This window comes from Pseudomonas sp. KB-10 (assembly GCF_018221585.1).
Classification (GTDB): Bacteria; Pseudomonadota; Gammaproteobacteria; order Pseudomonadales; family Pseudomonadaceae; genus Aquipseudomonas; species Aquipseudomonas yangonensis.
This window is the reverse complement of sequence record NZ_QYYB01000004.1, coordinates 517,834-537,534: the sequence shown is the minus strand read 5'-3', so window position 1 is coordinate 537,534 and position 19,701 is coordinate 517,834. Positions and strand designations below refer to the sequence as shown.

Below are 19,701 nucleotides of genomic sequence, written 5' to 3'. Positions count from 1 at the left end.
AGGCTCGATGAGCCGTATCAGCTTCACCCGCGCCGAGCTGCCGGCGCGCAAGCGCATCGCCCTGGTGGCGCACGATCACTGCAAGGGCTTTCTGCTGGACTGGTGCGAACGCCAACGTGACAAGCTGGCACGCCACGAGCTGGTGGCCACCGGCACCACCGGCCTGCTTCTGAGCAAACGCCTGGATTTACCGGTGGAGAGCATGATCAGCGGCCCGCTGGGCGGCGACCAGCAGATCGGTGCACGCATCGCCGAACAACGCGTGGACATGCTGGTGTTCTTCTGGGACCCGTTCGAACCGCAGCCACACGATCCCGATATCAAGGCGCTGCTGCGCGTGGCTGCGGTATGGAACATACCGGTGGCCTGCAACGAAAGCAGCGCCGATTACCTGCTCAGCAGCAGCCTGCTGGAACAGCAGCACGAATATCGCATCCCCGACTATCAGGCTTATCTGGCAGCACGCGGCTAATGGCTGCCGCACTCGGGCTGCAGGCCAGGCGTGAATCAAGTCCTCAAGAGCGACACCCGATCCCCTTCAGGAGGCCGAGTGGAATCGCCGCGTAAGGGGTTGAGCGACATGGATGTCGCATGAGCTGCGATGGGCCAGGGATGGCCCTTCGCAGCGTGCCCCTGGAGTGGTGATGGAGCGAGGGAACCCCGGCGCAGCCGGGGCCGGATGTTGGGTGCCCTTCTCTTTGGTTACTTTCTCTTGGGCAAGCAAGAGAAAGTGACTCGCCCGTAAGGGGCGAAACCAGAACGCACTGTACCCACAATAATAAACCTACCTCTGAAGCGGCCCCTTCGTCGAAACAGCGACATTTCTAGAAATCCACCTTGCCCCGCCCCGCCTTGATCGCCCCGCGTTTGCTCTTGCCATCCAGTCGGAGCTTTTTCGAACCCAGGGTCGGCTTGGTCGGGCGGCGCTTCTTTTCCACCTTGCCGGCGCTGCGGATCAACTCGGCAAGACGCTCAAGGGCATCGGCGCGATTCTGCTCCTGGGTGCGATACTGCTGCGCCTTGATCACCACCACGCCGCCTGCGGTGATACGACTGTCGGCAAGCGCCAGCAAACGCTCCTTGTAGAACGGCGGCAACGACGAGGCCTGGCTGTCGAAGCGCAGGTGCACGGCGCTGGACACCTTGTTGACGTTCTGCCCGCCAGCGCCCTGGGCGCGGATGGCGGTCAGCTCGATTTCCTCATCGGGAATATGAACACTGTTGGAGACGATCAGCATGGACAGGATTTCTTGAGGCTCATGGTCATCAGGATACCCGCCACAGCTGTAATCTTTGCTTGAAATTTCCCACGGCATTTGCCGAACCCCTCGGCTAACGTAACGGCCTGTATTTTTTCGGACGCACTCGATGGACTCCATAACCCAGGCGGTACTCGGCGCCAGCATCCAGGGCGCGCTGCTCGGCCGCTGGCAGGGGCGCAAAGCCCTGCTCTATGGCGCCACGCTGGCCACCCTTCCCGACCTGGACGTGGTCATGGATTACGGCGATGCCGTGGCGAACATGACCTACCACCGCGGCTTCAGCCATTCGCTGTTCGTTCTAAGCGGCCTGGCCCTGCTGCTGACCTGGCTGATCAGGCGCTTTCGCCGACATCCGGGCTACTCAACCAACCGCCTGTTGCTGACGCTATGGCTGGTGCTGATCACCCATCCCTTGCTGGACGCCTTCACCAGTTACGGCACCCAGCTGTTCTGGCCGCTGATGCCGACGCCCACGGCCTGGTCCAGCCTGTTCATCATCGACCCGCTGTACACCGTGCCACTGATCGCCGCGGTGGTGATCAGCCTGTTCACCGGGCTGCGCGAGCAGAGCTGGCGAGTCCCAGCCGTCGCTCTGGCTGTTTCGACCCTGTACATCGGCTTCAGCCTGGCCGGCAAGTTCATGGCCGAACAGCGCGTGGAGCGCGAACTGGCCCGTCAGGGCATCCAGGCCGAACAACTGTTCGTCACGCCGACGCCTTTCAATACCCTGCTGTGGCGGGTCGTCGTGCTGGACGGCGAGGACTATCACGAAGCCCTGATCGGCTGGTTCGATGACGAGCCGCCGCAACTGCAGCGCCTGCCACGCGGTACGCACCTGCGCGAACTGCTGGCGGATTCAGCCATGCACCAGCGCCTGGAGTGGTTCACCGGTGGCGTGCTGCGTTACGACCTGGCCGGCGAGCACCTGATCGTCACCGACCTGCGTCTGGGCATGACTGGCTTTCATCCCTTCCGTTTCGACTTTGCTCACCGGCAGGACGGCCAGTGGCGAATCCATGAGCGTATCGATCGCCTACCTTTCGCACGTGGAGAAGTCGAACACCTGACCCTGCTGTTCAAGCGCATCTGGCAGCCTGAGCTAAAGGTTCCACTGCTGGCTTGGGCCAGCGAGTTGCAGAAACCGCTTTTGACTGAGACTCGCTCGCACTGAGAGGTTAATATCGGCGTCCACTCATCTGGGCAGGACGCCTGCAATGCTGTTTCGCCGCTTCGAATCCCTGATCGACGTTTTCAAACCCAGTCCCGACGTCGCCCCGCCAGCCGGCATGCTGCGTTTCTACGGCCACTACCTGAAACAGGTGTGGCCACTGATGCTGGCCGTGCTGATCATTGGTTTCTTCGCCGCCCTGATCGAAGTGGCGCTGTTCAGCTTCCTTGGCCAATTGATCGACATGGCCCAGGCCAGCACGGACGCCAGCACCTTCTTCCATGAGCACCAGCGTGAACTGTTATGGATGCTGCTGGTAGCACTCGTCATCCGCCCTGTGGTGTTCGGCCTGCACAACCTGCTCACCCATCAGGCGGTGAACCCCGGCCTGACCAACCTGATTCGCTGGCAGAACCACCGTTACGTGCTCAAGCAGAGCCTGAGCTTCTTCCAGAACGACTTCGCCGGCCGCGTTGCCCAGCGCGTGATGCAGACCGGCCCCTCCCTGCGCGACTCGGCCATGCAGGTGATCGACGCGTTGTGGCACGTGGTGGTCTATGCCGGCAGCGCGCTGTATCTGTTCGCTGCGGCCGATCTGCGCCTGGTGGTGCCGCTGGCCCTGTGGATCGTCGGCTACAGCGCGGCGCTGTGGTACTTCGTGCCACGCATCAAGGCACGCTCGGCAGCCGCCTCCTCGGCGCGCTCCAAGGTGATGGGCCGGGTGGTGGACGGCTACAGCAACATCGCCACACTCAAGCTGTTCGCCCATTCGCAGGAAGAGGAAAGCTACGCCCGCGAAGCCATGCAGGACCTGCTCGACAAGTTTCGCCTGCAGTCTCGCACCATCACCGCCCTGGACTTCCTCATCACCTGCCTGAACGGCGTACTGATAGTCGGCACCGGCGCCCTGGCGCTGTGGCTGTGGAGCCAATCGCTGATCACCACGGGCGCCATCGCCCTGTCCCTGGGACTGGTGATCCGCATCAACAACATGGCCGAATGGATCATGTGGGTGGTCAACGGCATCTTCGAGAACGTCGGCACCGTGCAGGACGGCATGCAGACCATCGTCCAGCCACGCCAGGTGCTCGACCGCGCAGATGCCCGTCCGCTCCGGGTACCTGAGGGCGGTGTGCGTTTCGAGGACATTCATTTCCACTATGGCAAGAAGGGCGGCGTGATCGGTGGCCTGAATATCGCCATCGCGCCGGGCGAAAGAATTGGCCTGGTCGGCCCCTCCGGTGCCGGCAAATCGACCCTGGTCAATCTGCTGCTGCGCCTGTACGACCTGGAGAGCGGCCGCATCCTCATCGACGATCAGGACATCACCACGGTGACTCAGGAAAGCCTGCGCGCCAACATTGGCGTAGTGACCCAAGACACCTCGCTGCTGCACCGTTCGATCCGCGACAACCTGCGCTACGGCAAACCCGGTGCCAGTGACGAGGAACTCTGGGAAGCGGTGCGCAAGGCCCGCGCCGATGCGTTCATTCCCACCCTCGATGACAGCCAGGGCGGTCGCGGCCTGGATGCCCAGGTCGGCGAGCGCGGCGTGAAGCTGTCCGGTGGTCAGCGTCAGCGCATCGCCATCGCCCGCGTGCTGCTCAAGAATGCGCCGATCCTGGTGCTGGACGAAGCCACCTCGGCACTGGATTCGGAAGTCGAAGCGGCCATCCAAGAAAGCCTGGACAGTCTGATGGAAGGCAAGACGGTAATCGCCATCGCTCACCGCCTGTCGACCATCGCACGGATGGATCGCCTGGTGGTGATCGACAAGGGCCAGGTCATCGAAACCGGCACCCACGCCGAACTGATTGCCCGCGGCGGCCTGTATGCACGCCTGTGGCAGCATCAGACTGGTGGTTTCGTCGGGATGGAGTGAAACTGTGGGAGGGGCTTCAGCCGCGACTCGCCGCTAAAGCGCCTCCCACAACAGCTGCTTACTCCGCCGCCGGCTTCTTGCGCTTGAGCGGCGCGCTGCCGTCGGCGCTGACCAACGTGGAAGGCTTGCCAGCCGGACGCGGGCCGGTCTTGCGCTTGGGCGCAGCGGCGTTCTTAGGGTCTTTCTTCTCGGCCTTTTTCTTCTTGCTGCCAGCGGCCTTGCCGGACGCCTTGAGGTTCTTCGGCCCCTGGTAGGCGCCCTTGAGCTCCTTGATGGTGCGGCGCTCGAAACGCTGCTTGAGGTAACGCTCGATGCTCGACATCAGATTCCAGTCGGTATGGCAGATCAGCGACACCGCCAGGCCTTCGCCACCGGCGCGGCCGGTACGGCCGATGCGGTGCACGTATTCGTCGCCTGAGCGCGGCATGTCGAAGTTGATCACCAGATCCAGCCCCTCGACATCCAGACCGCGCGCGGCCACGTCGGTGGCGACCAGCACGCGAACCGCGCCCTGACGCAGACGCTCGATGGCAAGTTTGCGGTCCTTCTGGTCCTTCTCGCCGTGCAGCACGAAGGTCTTGACCCCGGCGGCGACCAACTTGCCGTACAGTCGGTCGGCCTGCACCCGGGTATTGGTGAAGACGATGGCCTTGTCATAGCTTTCGTTGGCCAGCAGCCAGTCAACCAGCTGCTCCTTGTGATGGTTGTGATCGGCGGTGATGATCTGCTGCCGCGTGCCCTCGTTGAGCTGGCTGACGCTGTTGAGCATCAGGTGCTGCGGCTCCTTGAGCACCTTGGCGACCATCTCGCGCAGGCCGTTGCCACCCGTGGTGGCAGAGAACAGCAGGGTCTGGTGCGGGCCACAGGCTTCGGCCAGGCGCTGGGCGTATTCGGCGAAGCCCATGTCGAGCATGCGGTCGGCCTCGTCGAATACCAGCACCTCCACCTCATCGAGCGGCAGATTGCCGGCGTTGGCGTGCTCGATCAGGCGCCCCGGCGTGCCGATCAGAATGTCGATCTTGCGCATCATCGCCGCCTGCACCTTGAAGTCCTCGCCACCGGTGACCAGGCCGGCCTTGAGGAAGGTGAACTGGGCGAAGCGCTCGACTTCCTTGAGCGTTTGCTGTGCCAGCTCACGGGTCGGCAGCAGGATCAGCGCGCGAATGCTCAGGCGCTGCCTGGAGTTGCCATCACCGAGCAGGCGATTGAGCAGCGGCAGGACGAAGGCGGCGGTCTTGCCGCTGCCGGTCTGGGCGATCACCCGCAGGTCCTTGCCCTCCAGTGCAGGCGGAATCGCCGCCGCCTGCACTGGCGTCGGCTCGACGAAGTTAAGCTCGGCCACGGCTTTAAGCAGGCGTTCATGCAGGGCGAATTGGGCAAACACGGGGGCACTACCTCGAAAGATCGACAAAACGGTGCATAGCCTAACGGTTTCCGGCGCCGGGGCCGAATTTCTTTGCACGAGCCACACATTCGCACGCCGACGGACGGCCGCCTGCAGACGCCATCCGGCAGCGGCGCGGAGGAACCGAGACGGCTCGCCTGATATCCAATAGGCATCACTGACCAAGGAGTGCAGAGCCATGCTCACCAAACCCCAGGCAACCCTCAGCATCGGCCTGTGCATCCTGCTGGCCGCATCGCCGGCTCTGGCCAGCCCGCCGCCCGGCAAAGGCAAACCGGGCCATCAGCATGATGGCGGCGTGCAGATCGACTTGCGCGGCCCGAGCGTGGATATCGGCCAGGTGCGCATCATCCTCGGCGAAAATCGCCAGTTGATCGGCCCGACCTCGTCCCTGCCGCCGGGAATCGCCAAGAACCTGGCACGCGGCAAGCCACTGCCTCCGGGTATCGCCAAGAACTTCGACAGCCGCCTGGTATCACGCCTGCCCCACTACGAGGGCTACGAGTGGAAGCAGATCGGCCGCGACGTTGTACTGGTCGCCATCGCGACCGGCATCGTCTACGAAATCCTGCGCAACGTTCTGGACTGAGCGGCTTCCGACAAGCGGTGCGGCGCACGACGAACTTGTTTCAGCAGCGCCAATCCAACTCTCAGATAGCCCTTCGAGGTGCATGATGAACCCGTCCCTGATCTACCACGTCACCTCCAGTCTCGATGGCTACATCGCGCGTCCCGATGGCCGCATCGACTGGTTCGATTCGTTGCGTCAGGCCGACGAGGAGTACAGCTTCCAGTACTTTTACTCAGGTATCGATGCCCTGCTGATGGGTCGGGTCACCTACGAAGCGCTACTGCAGCGCGGCGGTCCCTGGCCATACCCCGGCAAGCCCTGTGTGGTGCTGACTCGCCTGGCCCTGCCGCGTGCGACGGATGAAGTTCAGCTGACCCATTGCACCCCAGCCCAGGCAGTCGCGGCCTTGAATGAAGCGGGATTCCAGCGCATCTGGCTGGTCGGCGGCAGCCTGCTGGCCGGCAACTGCTACACCGCCGGGCTGATCGACGAAGTAATGATCAACCTGGTGCCGCATCTGCTTGGCGCCGGCGTTCCGCTACTGGCCACCGGTATGGAGCGCAGCCTGACGCTGAGCGAGCAGCGACGCTTCAACAGTGGCACCCTGCAGGTGCATTACCAGGTACAGAAGCAGGCCAGCAAGTCCTCTCAGATTCCCGCAGCGCGCAGCACTGCAGCCTGATCAGCGTCCGAGCTGCTGCTTGCGCAGCAGACGGGCACTATCCCAACCGACCAACAGCACTGCCGCCCAGATCGGCAGGTAGGTCAGCCATTGTCCCGCATCGAAGGTCTCGCCCAGCACCAGTAGTGCCACGCCGAACAGGAGCACCGGCTCGACATAGCTGAGAATGCCGAAAAGCCCGAGAGGCAGCAGTCTGCTCGAGGCCATGTATGCGGCAAACGCCAAGGTGCCGATCAGGGCCATCACCGGCACCAGCAACCATAGCAGCGGGCGATCGGCGAACGCGCCGACAGGGCCGTGGGCGACGATCAGCCAGATCGCCAAAGGCGCCAGCATCAGCATTTCCAATACGAAGCCCGATAGCGCATCCAGGCGCATCCATCGGCGCAGCATCATGTACGGCGGATAGCCCAAGGCGGTGACCAGGGTAAGCCAGGAGAACGCCTGGGTACGCCAGAGTTCGTGCAACACGCCGAGCATGGCGCAAGCCACGGCCAACCGCTGCAATGGACGCAACCGCTCGCCATAAAACAATCGCCCGGTCAGCACCAACGCGAGCGGCAGGAGAAAATAGCCCATCGACACTTCCAGCATGTGCCCGGCCAGTGGCGCCCAAAGAAACAACCCCCACTGCACGCCGATCAGCGTTGCCGCCAGCGGGCAGGCGGCCAGCAACAACGGCTCGCGTCGCAGGCGGGCAAAGGTCTCGCGCAGCGAAGCGGTCTGTCGCGCCAGCACCACCAACAGCAGGACAAGAGGAATCGACCAGAGCACGCGCTGCGCGAATATCTGCACACCATCGAGCGGGCTCAGCCACTGCACATAGCCCGGCAGCAAGGCGAACAGCATCGAGGCGCCAATTGACAACGCAACACCACGCCCTGACAGCCCCATCAATGCGCCTCGGCCGGCCTACAACCTTTACCGCCCAGGTTGGCCAGCGGCAGGGACGCGGCGATCACCGCTCCGCCCAGAGCCAGGCGCTGCAGATCGGCGTCGTGGTTCCAGATCAGCAGGTTGACCAGCAGACCGGCAGGCACCAGCGCATTGTTCATCACCGCCAGCGTACCGCCATCGACCAGGCTGGCGCCCTTGTTCCACCAGTACAGGCCGAGACCCGATGCGATCACGCCGAGCCACACCAGCACGCCCCATTGCAGCGCTGAGCCTGGCAGACGCTCGCCGTTGCCCAGCAGCAGGAAGGCCGGCAACGCAATCAGCAGCGCGCCCAGGTAGAAGAAACCGAAACGCTTGTATTGCGGCTCGCTCGAGGGGTGCCTGAGCAGCAGATGCTTGTACAGCACCTGTCCGGCCGCGAAGGTGAAGTTGGCTACCTGCAGCAACAGAAAACCGAGCAAGAAGCCGCTGCTGATACCGTCGTAGCGGATGATCCCGGCGCCCAACACCGCCACCAGTGCAGCGGCCAGTGCCCAGGGGTTGAACCTGCGGTTCAGCGCATCCTCGATCAACGTCACGTGCAGTGGCGTAAGGATGGTGAACAGCAGGACTTCCGGCACTGTCAGTACCGAGAAGCTCAGGTACAGGCAGACGTAGGTGATGCCGAACTGCAACGCGCCGATCAGCAGCATGCCGCGCACGAACGCCGGGGCGTGGCCGCGCCAGCGGGTCAGCGGTACGAACAGCAGGCCGGCGATGACGATACGCGTCAGCACCGCGAAGTAACTGTCCACCCTGCCGGCCAGGTATTCACCGATCAGGCTGAAGGAAAAAGCCCACAGCACGGTCACTATCAGCAGATATCGCACAGCCACCTCCGAAGGAAGGCGGCGACCTTAGCGCGTTCCCCTGCCGCGGACAATCCGTGCTTCAGTGTCTGCTGGTCGGCCAAATAAAAAAGCCGGTCACTTCCATGCGAAGCGACCGGCATAGCGCACCCGCTAGCGGGCGCTCAGGAGAGCAGGATCGGTATCAGGCCACCTCTGCCAGCTTGGCCTTGGCCTGAGCCAGACCCTTTTCGCTGAACTCGGCCCCCAGGTTGAGGCCTTCGGCGTGGATGAACTGCACGTCGTGAATACCGATAAAGGCCAGCGCCTGACGCAGGTAGGGCTCCTGGTGATCCAGGCCGCTACCGGCGTAGATGCCGCCGCGAGCGGTCAGCACGAAAGCGCGCTTGCCGGTCAGCAGCCCCTGCGGGCCGGTTTCGGTGTACTTGAAGGTAACGCCAGCGCGCAGCACATGGTCCAGCCAGGCCTTCAGGGTGCTGGGAATGGCGAAGTTGTACATCGGCGCCGCCAGCACCAGCACATCGGCGGCCAGCAGTTCGTCGGTCAGTTGATTGGAACGCGCCAGCGCGGCTTTTTCCGCCTCGCTCTGCTGTTCGTTCGGAGTCATCCAGCCACCCAGTAGCGTGGCGTCGAGGTGCGGCACCGGCTCGGCCGCCAGGTCGCGAACCTGAACATGGTCAGCCGGATGCGCAGCCTGCCACTTGGCGATGAATTGCTGAGTCAGCTCGCGGGAGACCGAACCTTGCTGGCGGGCGCTGCTTTCGATTACGAGAACACGGGACATGTCTGAGGCTCCATCGAGTGGGTTGAGAGTCGATGGAGCACAGAGTAGAGATGCAGTATTCGATTAAAAAGCGTAAATATCCGCCTACATATATCGATTAATTTGATTTATCTGCAAGCCGCGTTTAGGCTTTTCATCACTTGAGGCCGCAGGTCAGGCTGATGCGCAGGCGAATCACGCTACGGCTGAACTTGACCGTCATGTTGTTGCTGGCACCCGGGGCCAGGACGGTACGACGGGTGCGCGGCGCCTCGGGGCCGTTACGGAACACCGCACTGCATTCGGCCTCGCTCTGGCCGTAGTTGTAGAGCATCAACGCCGCCATGTTGTGGTCGATATCCTGGGTGGTGGCCGAGATCTCTGCGCCGTTGAGCTGTTTTTCCACTTCGATGGGGTAGGCATGGGCGGCCAGCGGCACAAAGGCGAACAGCAAGCAGATTATTTTTTTCATCGGTGCTCTCCAACGTTGAAGAGCCAGTGTAACAGGCCGACTCAGACAGGATGATGTGATGAAAGCTCCTCGCGTAACCCTGGATCAATGGCGCACGCTACAAGCCGTGGTGGATCAGGGCGGCTTCGCCCAGGCCGCCGAAGTGCTGCACCGCTCGCAGTCCTCGGTCAGCTATACCGTGGCGCGCATGCAGGAACAGCTCGGTGTACCGCTGCTGCGCATCGACGGACGCAAGGCCGTACTCACCGAGGCCGGTGACGTGTTGCTGCGCCGCTCGCGGCAACTGGTCAAGCAGGCCAGCCAGCTGGAAGATCTGGCCCACCACATGGAGCAGGGTTGGGAAGCCGAAGTACGCCTTGTGGTGGACGCCGCCTACCCCACCGCCAATCTCGTTCGCGCCCTGACCGCCTTCATGCCGCAGAGCCGCGGTTGCCGCGTACGCCTGCGCGAGGAAGTGCTGTCCGGAGTCGAGGAGGTACTGCTCGAAGGCACCGCCGACCTGGCCATCAGTGCACTGAACATCACCGGTCACCTGGGTATCGAGCTGAACGAAGTGGAATTCGTCGCCGTCGCCAATCCGGAGCACCCGCTACACCGCATGCAGCGCGAGCTGAGCTTCCAGGATCTGGAAGGCCAGATGCAGGTGGTCACTCGTGACAGCGGCCGTCTGCAACCGCGTGATGCAGGCTGGCTGGGCGCGGAGCAACGCTGGACGGTCGGCAGCCTGCCCACCGCCCGCACCTTCGTCAGCAGCGGCCTGGGCTTCGCCTGGCTGCCGCGTCACCTGATCGCCAGGGAGATGCAGGAAGGCCTGCTGAAACCGCTGCCGCTGGCTCAAGGCGGAATCCGCAAGCCACGCTTCTTCCTTTACAGCAACAAGGAACGCGTGCTCGGCCCGGCCACGCAGATTCTCATCGAGCTGATCAAGAATTTCGACGCGGCCCCACTGGACGCCGCCTTCGCCGCCCCGCAGTCGAATCGCTGAGAACCTCCGCATGCCCTACTTCGACAATGGCGGCTGTCAGCTGCACTACGAGGATTACGGCCGCGGCGAGCCGCTGCTGCTGGTGCATGGCCTGGGCTCGAGTACGCGAGACTGGGAATACCAGATTCCCGTGCTCGCCCAGCACTATCGGGTGATCGCCCTCGACGTGCGCGGCCACGGCCGATCGGACAAGCCACGCGGCGCCTATCGCATCGCAGACTTCGCCGATGACGTGGCCGCGCTGATCCAATACCTGCAACTGCCATCCGTACATCTGGTGGGCATCTCCATGGGCGGCATGATCGGTTTTCAGCTCGGCGTCGACCGCCCCGAACTGCTGCGCAGCCTGACCATCGTCAACAGCGGTCCCGAGGTCAAGGCCAAAAGCCCGCGTGACTGGCTGGAAATTGCCAGGCGCTGGACGCTCTCGCGCCTGCTCAGCCTGGAGACCATCGCCAAGGCATTGGCCAAGCTGCTGTTTCCCAGACCCGAGCAGGCAGAACTGCGGCGCAAGGTCGAAGAACGCTGGCCGCAGAACGACAAGCGCGCCTATCTCGCCAGCCTGGATGCCATCATCGGCTGGGGCGTGCGGGAACGGCTGAAGCGCATCACCTGTCCTACCCTGGTGATCACAGCCGACCGCGACTACACGCCAGTTGAACGCAAACGTGAATACGTGGCAGAAATGCCCAACGCGCGCTTGCTGGTGATCGAAAATTCGCGCCACGCCACACCACTGGATCAACCCGAACGCTTTAATAGCGCCCTACTCGCCTTCCTCGGCGAGGCTGCCAACAAGGAAAACTGACCATCATGCTCAAGCAACTCGTTCTCGCCACCGGCGCACTGCTGCTGTCGTCCAGCCTGCTGGCTGCGGAAAACCCCAAGGTGCTGCTGACCACCAGTATGGGTGAAGTGGAAGTGGAGCTGGCCGCCGACAAGGCGCCGGTCAGCACGCAGAACTTTCTCAAGTACGTCGACAGCGGTTTCTACAACGGCACCCAGTTCCACCGGGTGATTCCGGGCTTCATGATTCAGGGCGGCGGTTTCGATGCCGACATGCGCCAGAAGGACACCGACGCACCGATCAAGAACGAGGCCGACAATGGCCTGCACAATGTGCGCGGCACCCTGGCCATGGCCCGGACTCAGGTACGCGACTCGGCCACCAGCCAGTTCTTCATCAACCACAAGGACAACGCCTTCCTCGACCACAGCTCGCGCGACTTCGGCTATGCCGTGTTCGGCAAGGTCACCCGCGGCATGGACGTAGTGGACAAGATCGCCCAGGTCCCCACCAGCAACCGCGGCATGCACCAGAACGTGCCACGTGAGCCGGTGCTGATCATCGACGCCAAGCGTCTGTAAGGCACAGCAGTCATTCGTAGCCGGATGCAATCCGGGAGATTGCAACACCTCCTCCCCGGATTGCATCCGGGCTACGAGAGCACCATGAACGACAAAGCCGCCCATTGGGCGGCTTCGTCGTTTAACGCAGCGCTTATTTCTCGACGAAGGCACGCTCGATCAGGTAATCCCCCGGCTCACGCATACGTGGGGAAATCTTCAGGCCGAAGCTGTCGAGCACTTCGCTGGTCTCATCGAGCATGCTCGGGCTGCCACAGATCATGGCGCGGTCGTCCTGCGGGTTGATCGGTGGCAGGCCGATGTCGGCAAACAGCTTGCCGCTGCGCATCAGGTCGGTCAGACGGCCCTGATTCTCGAACGGTTCGCGGGTCACGGTCGGGTAGTAGATCAGCTTTTCCTTCAGCGCATCGCCGAAGAACTCGTTGCGCGGCAGGTGCTCGGTGATGAACTCGCGGTAGGCGACTTCGTTCACATAACGCACGCCGTGCACCAGAATCACCTTCTCGAAACGCTCGTAGGTTTCCGGGTCCTGGATCACGCTCATGAACGGCGCCAGGCCGGTACCGGTGGACAGCAGGTACAGGTGCTTGCCGGGGTTGAGGTCATCGAGCACCAGGGTGCCGGTGGGCTTCTTGCTGATGATGATCTCGTCGCCTTCCTTCAGGTGCTGCAGCTGCGAGGTCAGCGGGCCGTCCGGCACCTTGATGCTGAAGAACTCCAGATGCTCTTCCCAGTTCGGGCTGGCGATGGAGTACGCGCGCATCAGCGGGCGCCCATTGTCCTGCTGCAGGCCGATCATCACGAACTGGCCATTCTCGAAGCGCAGCCCCGGATCACGGGTGCACTTGAAGCTGAACAGCGTATCGTTCCAGTGGTGGACGCTGAGCACGCGCTCGACGTTCATATTGCTCATGATGATTTCCTCGAAGAACTTCAGCACCAAAAGGCGCGATTGCGCGGCATTCTATTCGCGGCAACAATATCTGTTAAGTGGATTATCAAGATATAGGTTATCGGTTATATCGATATGCGATTTACCCTCAGGCAACTTCAGGTATTCGTCGCCGTGGCGCAGCATGAGAGCGTATCGCGCGCAGCGCAATCGCTCGCATTGTCGCAGTCGGCCACCAGCACCTCACTGACCGAACTGGAGCGGCAATCCGACTGCCAGCTGTTCGATCGCGCCGGCAAACGCCTGGCGCTCAACGCGCTGGGCCGGCAATTGCTGCCCGAAGCGGTAGCGCTGATCGACCAGGCGCGCGAGATCGAGCGCCTGCTGAGCGGCAAGAGCGGGTATGGCTCGCTGAATGTCGGCGCCACCCTGACCGTGGGCAACTATCTGGCGACCCTGCTGATTGGCAGCTTCATGCAGCACCACCCTGAATGCCGGGTGAAACTGCAGGTGCACAACACCGCCCATGTGGTGCAGCAAATCGCGCATTACGAGCTGGATCTGGGCCTGATCGAAGGCGACTGCCAGCACCCGGACATCGAGGTACACCCCTGGGTCGAGGATGAACTGGTGGTGTTCTGCGCACCGCAGCACCCGCTGGCCCGGCGTGGCAATGCCAGCCTGGAAGAGCTGACGCACGAGGCCTGGATTCTGCGCGAACAGGGCTCGGGCACGCGACTGACCTTCGATCAGGCCATGCGTCATCATCCGCGCAATCTCAACATTCGCCTGGAGCTGGAACACACCGAGGCGATCAAGCGTGCGGTGGAATCCGGCCTGGGCATCGGCTGCATTTCTCGCCTGGCACTGCGTGATGCCTTTCGCCGCGGCAGCCTGATGCCGGTGGAAACCCCGGAGCTGGACCTGCGCCGGCAGTTCTACTTCATCTGGCACAAGCAGAAGTACCAGACGGCGGCGATGCGCGAGTTTCTCGAGCAGTGTCGTGCGCTGACCGCCGGAGTCAGCCGCAGCGATCAAATCGTCCTGCCGCCGATCGTCTGAGCGGTCAGCATTGATCCGGCGTCACGCGGCGCCGCGATCAGCCCGGAATCGACTCCATCTGCTGCAGCAGCAACGCCGCCTGGGTGCGAGTGCGCACGCCGAGCTTGCGGAAAATCGCCGTGACATGCGCCTTGACCGTCGCCTCGGACACACTCAGTTCATAGGCGATCTGCTTGTTCAACAGGCCTTCGCACACCATGGTCAGAACACGGAACTGCTGCGGTGTCAGGCTGGCGAGACCGGCACTGGCGGCCTTGGCTTCTTCGGATAGCGGCGCGCTTTCTTCGGCCAGCGGGGGCCACCAGGTGTCGCCATCGAGCACCTGACGCACAGCTTGCTGCAAGGTTTCCAGCGGGCTGGATTTGGGAATGAAACCGCTTGCGCCGAACTCACGGGAGCGGTTGACGATGGAAGCTTCTTCCTGAGCGGAGATCATCACCACAGGAATCTGCGGGTACTGACCACGCAGTAGCACCAGGCCGGAAAAACCGTAGGCACCCGGCATGTTCAGATCGAGCAGGACCAGGTCCCAATCGCTCTTGGCGGCCAGGTGACCCTCGAGTTCGGCGATGCTGGCGGCTTCTACCAGGCGGACTTCAGGCCCCAGCCCCAGGGTCAGTGCTTGCTGCAACGCGCTGCGAAACAGCGGGTGGTCGTCGGCAATCAGGATTTCGTAGGCGGCCATTGGCAGATCCTGTTCTTCTTATGAGTGGCACCGAGGTGAGTATGGCAGTGCTAGTTCGCCTGACGACCCGCTCAAGCCTGCTCATCCACAGACTCCCCACTCGGACCGAGGGCGGCGCTCAGCATGCCGAGCTGTGGCGGGGTGGTCAAGCTCAATGCTTTGCGGCAGGATGCGCAGCTTTCCTGCCGAGACGCCCGAATGCGAAGCCAAGCCCTGCGCGCCGACCTGCTGATGCTGATTACCGCGATGATCTGGGGCAGCGCCTTCGTGGCCCAGCGCCTGGGCATGGATAGTATCGGCCCCTTCCTTTATACCGGCTTGCGCTTCGCCCTGGCCTGTGTGCTGCTGCTACCACTGCTGGCCCTGCTACAGCGCCGTCAGCGAGGTCCCGTCGCGCCGCTGAACCGCAACCTGCTGATCGGCGGTGTGGTCATGGGCCTGGCGCTGTCGATCGGGATCAACCTGCAGCAGGTCGGTCTTCTGTTTACCACCGTTACCAACTCCGGCTTCATCACCGGGCTGTACGTGATCGTCGTACCGATTCTCGGACTGCTGATCGGCCAGCGCAGCAGCGCCGGTATCTGGCTGGGCGCCAGCCTGGCGGTGGTCGGCATGTTCCTGCTCAGTGTCGGAGAAGGCTTCACCGTAGCCTCCGGCGACTGGCTGCAACTGGCCGGCGCCTTCGTCTGGGGGATTCACGTGTTGCTGGTGGGTTTCTTCGCCAGCCGCCACGACCCGCTGCGTCTGGCCTTCATCCAGTTCACCACCTGCGCGGTGATCAGCCTGCTACTGGCGATTATCTTCGAAACCGCGACGCTGGACGGCATAGTCCAAGCCGCACCCGCCATTCTCTATGGCGGCCTGTTCGGCGTAGCGGTCGGCTTTACCCTGCAGGTGGTGGCGCAGCAGCACGCCATCGCCTCGCACGCGGCGATCATCCTCTCGCTGGAAGCCGTGTTCGCCGCCATTGCCGGCGCCCTGCTGCTGGGTGAAGTACTGGCCCTGCGCGGTTATCTGGGTTGCGCGTTGATGTTCGGCGGCATGCTGCTGGCTCAGCTGTGGCCCAAGCCCTGGCCGAGCGAACTCAGCGGTACGACTGCAGACGCTGGTGCAGAGCGTCGTTGATATCCAGTGGCAGGCGTCGTTTGGCCGCCAGGTAGTGCTGACTGAAAGCGTCCAGGTAATCGTCCAGTGCCTCGCCGGCGCGCAGGTCACCCGCCAACTCCAGGCACATCGCGGCGACCTCGGCAGTGCACAGGTGCTCGCCGCGGGTGGAGCGACGCAGGCGATAGCGCGACAGTTGCGCCGGGGTCAGGCTGAGCACCGGTAGTGCATCCAGATAGGGGCTCTTGCGAAACATCTTGCGTGCCTCGGTCCAGGTTGCATCGAGCAGCACGAACAGCGGCCGCTTGCCGGGGGCAAGTTGCACCTCTTCCACCACGCGTTGCGGTGCCACGTATTCACCGGGGAAGACCAGATAGGGCTGCCACTGCGGATCGGCCAACAGCTGCAGCAGCGCCGGGTCGACCGCGGTGCGGGTCCAACCGAAGGCATGAGTTTCAGGCACGACGTCGGCGATCAGCCAACCGGTATTGCTCGGTTTCAGCGCCTCGATATCGTGCATCACCAGGCACATGCCGGCATTGGCCTGGACCTGCGGGCGCCAGGCACACAGGCAATGCGTCGGCTGCACCCGGCAATGAGGGCAACGCTCGGCACGCGAGCCGCGGGCAATGAAGGGTTTGACGCTGCGCGCCAGGCGCTCTGCGCGCAAACGGGCAACGGCATGTGGGGCTGGATGGGTCATGGCGGGAGCAACTGCGAACGGGGGCGGAATTCTACCACCCCCGTTCGCCGCCCAGACGGATCAGAAGGTGTGGTTCAACGCCAGACCGATGAAGTGGATGTGGGTGTTGTACTCACCGGTGTAATTGCCACCATTACCGGTGCAGCGTACGCCGCTGTCCTGGTACGGACCGCCGGCGCCCGGCACCCAGCCGGCCGGCGAGCAGCCATCTCGGTAGTCCATCTTGCCGCTTGAGAACTGCACGTAGCTGTAGGCGAAGTCCAGCGAGGTATCGCGCGTCACCTTGTAGTTGGCGCCGAAGGACAACCAGTAGCGATCCGCATCGGGGAAGGCCGGATGACGCAACTGGGTCGAATTGACGGGTGACTTGTCGTACGCCACCCCGGTGCGCAACAAGAGGTCGTCGCTGTACTGGTAGTTCATGCCCAGAGAGATCTTGTAGGTATCCTTCCAGTCCTGCCTGACGCTCAGATCGCCCTCGGTAACGCCATTGAAGTAGGGATATCCGGCGACCTGATCGATGCCGATACGCACCTCGTCGAGCCGCGAGTGGCGGGTGAAGGTCAGGTCCGCCATCAACGCCACCTTGTCGTTGAGCTGATGGAAGGCGTTGAAGGAAAGCATTTCCGGGGTATCGATAGAGGTCTTGGCCTTGGAATTGGGGTGCAGGCGCGTGGCGGCGAAGTCACCTGGGTTGACCCAGTTGCCTTCATCGAACAGCTCCTGCAGGGCATCGGTCGGCGGTAGGTAAATATCCAGAATGGGGATGGTAATACCGCCCTCGAGTGACGTATCCGGGGAAGGAACGCTGCCCTGCACTCCGGCGAAACTCCATTTCGTTTCCCCCTCCAGGGTGTGGCGAATGTTGGAGCGATAGGACACGCCAAAGCGCGTCGACTCGGTCGGCTCCCACATGTAGCCGATGTTCCAGCCGAAGCCCCAATCATCGCCCTTGACCCGGAAGTAGCCGTCGCCCTGAACGTTGTCGGCGAAGTTGCCTGCAACGCAGTCGACGAAGCCATCCCTGTCAGCGACGCCGCGACAGGAGGTGATTTCCTCCGGCACCGGCACACCGGCGATGATCCCGACGATAGGTCCGAGGAGGGGGTCAGCTGCGTTGCGGGCACTCTCGTAGTTCGCATCGACGAACTGGCCGGCCAACTGCCGCGACGCGCCTTTGACGTCCGCCGCACCACGCTGCACCGATTTGATGTACTGCGCCGACACACCAAAACCGACGCTGTGATGTTCGTTGAAGCGGTAGGAAATGCTCGGATTGAAGGTCACCGTCTCCAGGCTGGCTGACTGGATGCCGTAGCGCCCGGCCCAGTCCTCCTTGTAATCGAGCTTGGCGCCGAACGGGGTGAAGATCCCCAGGCCAATCGTCACCCGATCATTGATCTCGTGGGAGAAGTAGAAATTGGGCGCGGCGGCGGCATCGGGCAGGAACTCGCCCGCATCACCCGAGACGGGATTACCGAATACATCACGGCTTCCCTTGTCCTCGTAGTCGCCGTCCGGCAACAGAATAGTCAGGCCCGAGGTCAACTGGGTGCCTTTGAGCCGGGCCAGCCCAGCGGGATTGTAGAAAATGGTCGAGGGGTCGGCCGCCTCGGCGCCATTGGCATGTGCCGAACCCTGCGCCGCTACCGATTGCGAACCAAAGTGATAACCGGACGCCTGCGCCTGCGCGACGGGCAAAACCAGTAAACTGCCGACCACCACACGTGATGGCCAGCGCCGAAAGAGCATTGTCATTATTATTCTCCTGCACGCTGCTTGGACACCGTGCAGCGCGGCGATCACCCTCGACAGACTTACGTCTGCGCTGGCGCCGCTTGGCTGCGACGGCGGCTCATCTGTGTGACGTGCAGGCTTGCGCAACGATCCCCGGCCTTTGGTCGTGGTGACGAAGAGCAGCAAGAGGCCATCATGTCTCTATCGGTAACACTTTGTTTCATCCGGGCAAAAGGCCATGGCCGCGAACATTCGCTGCGAGGCCCTGTCCAACCCTCGTCCACGCTTTCAGGAGTCTCCCCATGCTGCGTTACATCTTCCCCGCTCTCGCGCTCAGCCTGATGCTTCCCACTGCCCAGGCAGCCTCGCTGAAGGAGATGGAGCTGACTCGTACCCTGGAGCAGGTTGCCCGGCAAAGCAGTGAAGGCACCCCACGAGCGATCAATGAGGACATTCTTGATCAGGGCTATACGGTGGAAGGGCATACGCTGATCAACCACCTCAGCGTGCGTGAGGCGCATGCTGCACAAATGCGTGGAAACCCTGATACCGTGCGTTCGCAACTCGCGGCAAGCGTCTGCCGCAACCCGGGCTATCGCAGCCTCTTGGCTCAGGGCGCACAACTGCGTTACCAGTTCAGCGAATACCGCAGTAATCGCCCGGTGACCGTCGAAGTCTTCGACAAGGGCGACTGCGGCCTCTGATCAAGAGCTGGCGTCAGCCCCTTTGCGTTCGGCGTTGCGCTTCATCGGCGCGCAATTCGGCGAGCAACGCTTCCATGTAGCGTGAACGCCGTCTTCCACCCTCGAGGCGCCGTCTGCACTCGTCCTCGAGACTCAGTTGGCTGCTTCGCGCTGCCTGCTGCAGCTTGCTGTAGAGGTCCGTTTCGATCTCCAGAATCAACTTGGGCATACCTGCCCCTCCCTTCCGGTTGACCAAACAGAAGACTCGGCGCAGCAGGCGAGGTTCCGCCTGCTCGTCGGGCCAGCGGCTCGCCGTCCAGAGCCTCGCAAGGCAAACGTCAGCAGCGCTCCATTGCTGACCGGTGCAGCCCCCAACAGCTGCATGCCCCAGTTTGGCAGCAAGGCACTGCAGGCGCAGCTCTGCACGATTAATCAGACACGAAACCGGTGCTCGCTCGCCCAGACCAACGGCGGGAGGGAGCGCCGGCTATGCTTGGAAAACATGAGAAGCCCCGGCTGATCTGCATCAAGG

Annotated in this window: 22 protein-coding genes; 11 read left to right on the top strand and 11 right to left on the bottom strand. The window is 62.8% G+C overall.

Annotation, left to right across the window (positions count from 1 at the left end):
* Positions 1-7 precede the first annotated feature (7 nt).
* Complete coding sequence (locus tag DXK50_RS14385; RefSeq protein ID WP_161864507.1) at positions 8-472, top strand: methylglyoxal synthase; 465 nt, start codon at positions 8-10, stop codon at positions 470-472.
* Between the two features lie 352 nt (positions 473-824).
* Here DXK50_RS14385 and arfB read toward each other — a convergent pair whose 3' ends face one another.
* The gene (arfB, locus tag DXK50_RS14380; RefSeq protein WP_212630770.1) at positions 825-1,238 is read right to left on the bottom strand and encodes an alternative ribosome rescue aminoacyl-tRNA hydrolase ArfB; all 414 of its coding nucleotides are present in this window, start codon (positions 1,236-1,238) and stop codon (positions 825-827) included.
* Positions 1,239-1,368: 130 nt separating this feature from the next.
* Here arfB and DXK50_RS14375 point away from each other — a divergent pair, with 130 nt between their 5' ends.
* Both DXK50_RS14375 and DXK50_RS14370 read left to right on the top strand, forming a co-directional pair.
* Positions 1,369-2,433, top strand: coding sequence for a metal-dependent hydrolase (locus DXK50_RS14375; protein ID WP_212630769.1), 1,065 nt, complete (start codon positions 1,369-1,371; stop codon positions 2,431-2,433).
* Positions 2,434-2,476: 43 nt separating this feature from the next.
* Positions 2,477-4,312, top strand: a complete 1,836-nt coding sequence (locus DXK50_RS14370; protein WP_212630768.1) for an ABC transporter ATP-binding protein — start codon at positions 2,477-2,479, stop codon at positions 4,310-4,312.
* Between the two features lie 58 nt (positions 4,313-4,370).
* Here DXK50_RS14370 and DXK50_RS14365 read toward each other — a convergent pair whose 3' ends face one another.
* Positions 4,371-5,696 (bottom strand): DEAD/DEAH box helicase, encoded by a 1,326-nt coding sequence (locus tag DXK50_RS14365; protein WP_212630767.1) that lies wholly within the window; start codon positions 5,694-5,696, stop codon positions 4,371-4,373.
* Between the two features lie 199 nt (positions 5,697-5,895).
* On the opposite strand from DXK50_RS14365, the gene DXK50_RS14360 reads away from it, so the two are divergent.
* Together DXK50_RS14360 and DXK50_RS14355 are read left to right on the top strand one after the other, a co-directional pair.
* Positions 5,896-6,306, top strand: coding sequence for an anti-virulence regulator CigR family protein (locus DXK50_RS14360; RefSeq protein WP_161864512.1), 411 nt, complete (start codon positions 5,896-5,898; stop codon positions 6,304-6,306).
* Positions 6,307-6,391: 85 nt separating this feature from the next.
* Positions 6,392-6,970 carry a dihydrofolate reductase family protein gene (locus DXK50_RS14355; RefSeq protein WP_212630766.1) on the top strand — a complete coding sequence of 193 codons (579 nt, stop codon included), beginning with the start codon at positions 6,392-6,394 and terminating at the stop codon, positions 6,968-6,970.
* Here the strand turns inward: DXK50_RS14355 and rarD are convergent, their stop codons facing one another.
* From rarD to DXK50_RS14335, 4 genes are all read right to left on the bottom strand, one after another.
* Positions 6,971-7,864: an EamA family transporter RarD gene (gene rarD / locus DXK50_RS14350; RefSeq protein ID WP_161864514.1), complete on the bottom strand. Its 894-nt coding sequence runs from the start codon at positions 7,862-7,864 to the stop codon at positions 6,971-6,973.
* Positions 7,864-8,736 carry a carboxylate/amino acid/amine transporter gene (locus DXK50_RS14345; RefSeq protein ID WP_212630765.1) on the bottom strand — a complete coding sequence of 291 codons (873 nt, stop codon included), beginning with the start codon at positions 8,734-8,736 and terminating at the stop codon, positions 7,864-7,866. Before DXK50_RS14345 ends, rarD begins: the two co-directional genes overlap by 1 nt.
* 163 nt (positions 8,737-8,899) lie before the next feature.
* Complete coding sequence (locus DXK50_RS14340) at positions 8,900-9,499, bottom strand: FMN-dependent NADH-azoreductase (protein WP_212630764.1); 600 nt, start codon at positions 9,497-9,499, stop codon at positions 8,900-8,902.
* A gap of 136 nt (positions 9,500-9,635) precedes the next feature.
* Positions 9,636-9,950 (bottom strand): 3-phosphoglycerate kinase, encoded by a 315-nt coding sequence (locus DXK50_RS14335; RefSeq protein WP_161864517.1) that lies wholly within the window; start codon positions 9,948-9,950, stop codon positions 9,636-9,638.
* A 58-nt stretch (positions 9,951-10,008) separates the two neighbouring features.
* Here DXK50_RS14335 and DXK50_RS14330 point away from each other — a divergent pair, with 58 nt between their 5' ends.
* The 3 genes from DXK50_RS14330 to DXK50_RS14320 are packed head-to-tail and all read left to right on the top strand — an operon-like array spanning position 10,009 to position 12,303.
* Entirely contained in the window at positions 10,009-10,935 is a 927-nt protein-coding gene (locus DXK50_RS14330) for a LysR family transcriptional regulator (protein WP_161864518.1), read from the top strand.
* A gap of 10 nt (positions 10,936-10,945) precedes the next feature.
* Entirely contained in the window at positions 10,946-11,743 is a 798-nt protein-coding gene (locus DXK50_RS14325) for an alpha/beta fold hydrolase (protein WP_212630763.1), read from the top strand.
* A 5-nt stretch (positions 11,744-11,748) separates the two neighbouring features.
* Complete coding sequence (locus DXK50_RS14320) at positions 11,749-12,303, top strand: peptidylprolyl isomerase (protein ID WP_183895966.1); 555 nt, start codon at positions 11,749-11,751, stop codon at positions 12,301-12,303.
* 133 nt (positions 12,304-12,436) lie between these two features.
* Here DXK50_RS14320 and fpr read toward each other — a convergent pair whose 3' ends face one another.
* Positions 12,437-13,216, bottom strand: coding sequence for a ferredoxin-NADP reductase (gene fpr, locus DXK50_RS14315; protein WP_024307277.1), 780 nt, complete (start codon positions 13,214-13,216; stop codon positions 12,437-12,439).
* 114 nt (positions 13,217-13,330) lie between these two features.
* Here fpr and DXK50_RS14310 point away from each other — a divergent pair, with 114 nt between their 5' ends.
* Positions 13,331-14,257, top strand: a complete 927-nt coding sequence (locus tag DXK50_RS14310) for a LysR family transcriptional regulator (RefSeq protein ID WP_161864521.1) — start codon at positions 13,331-13,333, stop codon at positions 14,255-14,257.
* 37 nt (positions 14,258-14,294) lie between these two features.
* Here the strand turns inward: DXK50_RS14310 and erdR are convergent, their stop codons facing one another.
* Positions 14,295-14,942, bottom strand: coding sequence for a response regulator transcription factor ErdR (gene erdR / locus DXK50_RS14305; protein WP_212630762.1), 648 nt, complete (start codon positions 14,940-14,942; stop codon positions 14,295-14,297).
* 198 nt (positions 14,943-15,140) lie between these two features.
* On the opposite strand from erdR, the gene DXK50_RS14300 reads away from it, so the two are divergent.
* Positions 15,141-16,067, top strand: coding sequence for a DMT family transporter (locus tag DXK50_RS14300; RefSeq protein ID WP_212630761.1), 927 nt, complete (start codon positions 15,141-15,143; stop codon positions 16,065-16,067).
* Here DXK50_RS14300 and DXK50_RS14295 read toward each other — a convergent pair.
* Together DXK50_RS14295 and DXK50_RS14290 are read right to left on the bottom strand one after the other, a co-directional pair.
* Positions 16,027-16,749 carry a tRNA-uridine aminocarboxypropyltransferase gene (locus tag DXK50_RS14295; protein WP_212630760.1) on the bottom strand — a complete coding sequence of 241 codons (723 nt, stop codon included), beginning with the start codon at positions 16,747-16,749 and terminating at the stop codon, positions 16,027-16,029. The two genes, DXK50_RS14300 and DXK50_RS14295, sit on opposite strands and share 41 nt — an antisense overlap.
* Before the next feature lie 60 nt (positions 16,750-16,809).
* On the bottom strand, positions 16,810-18,507 hold the full coding sequence (locus DXK50_RS14290; protein ID WP_212630759.1) for an OmpP1/FadL family transporter: 1,698 nt from the start codon (positions 18,505-18,507) through the stop codon (positions 16,810-16,812).
* A gap of 281 nt (positions 18,508-18,788) precedes the next feature.
* Between DXK50_RS14290 and DXK50_RS14285 the strand changes: the two genes are divergently transcribed.
* Positions 18,789-19,190, top strand: coding sequence for a quorum-sensing-regulated virulence factor family protein (locus DXK50_RS14285; RefSeq protein ID WP_212630758.1), 402 nt, complete (start codon positions 18,789-18,791; stop codon positions 19,188-19,190).
* Between the two features lie 13 nt (positions 19,191-19,203).
* Here DXK50_RS14285 and DXK50_RS14280 read toward each other — a convergent pair whose 3' ends face one another.
* The gene (locus DXK50_RS14280) at positions 19,204-19,398 is read right to left on the bottom strand and encodes a hypothetical protein (protein WP_161864527.1); all 195 of its coding nucleotides are present in this window, start codon (positions 19,396-19,398) and stop codon (positions 19,204-19,206) included.
* Positions 19,399-19,701: the final 303 nt, after the last annotated feature.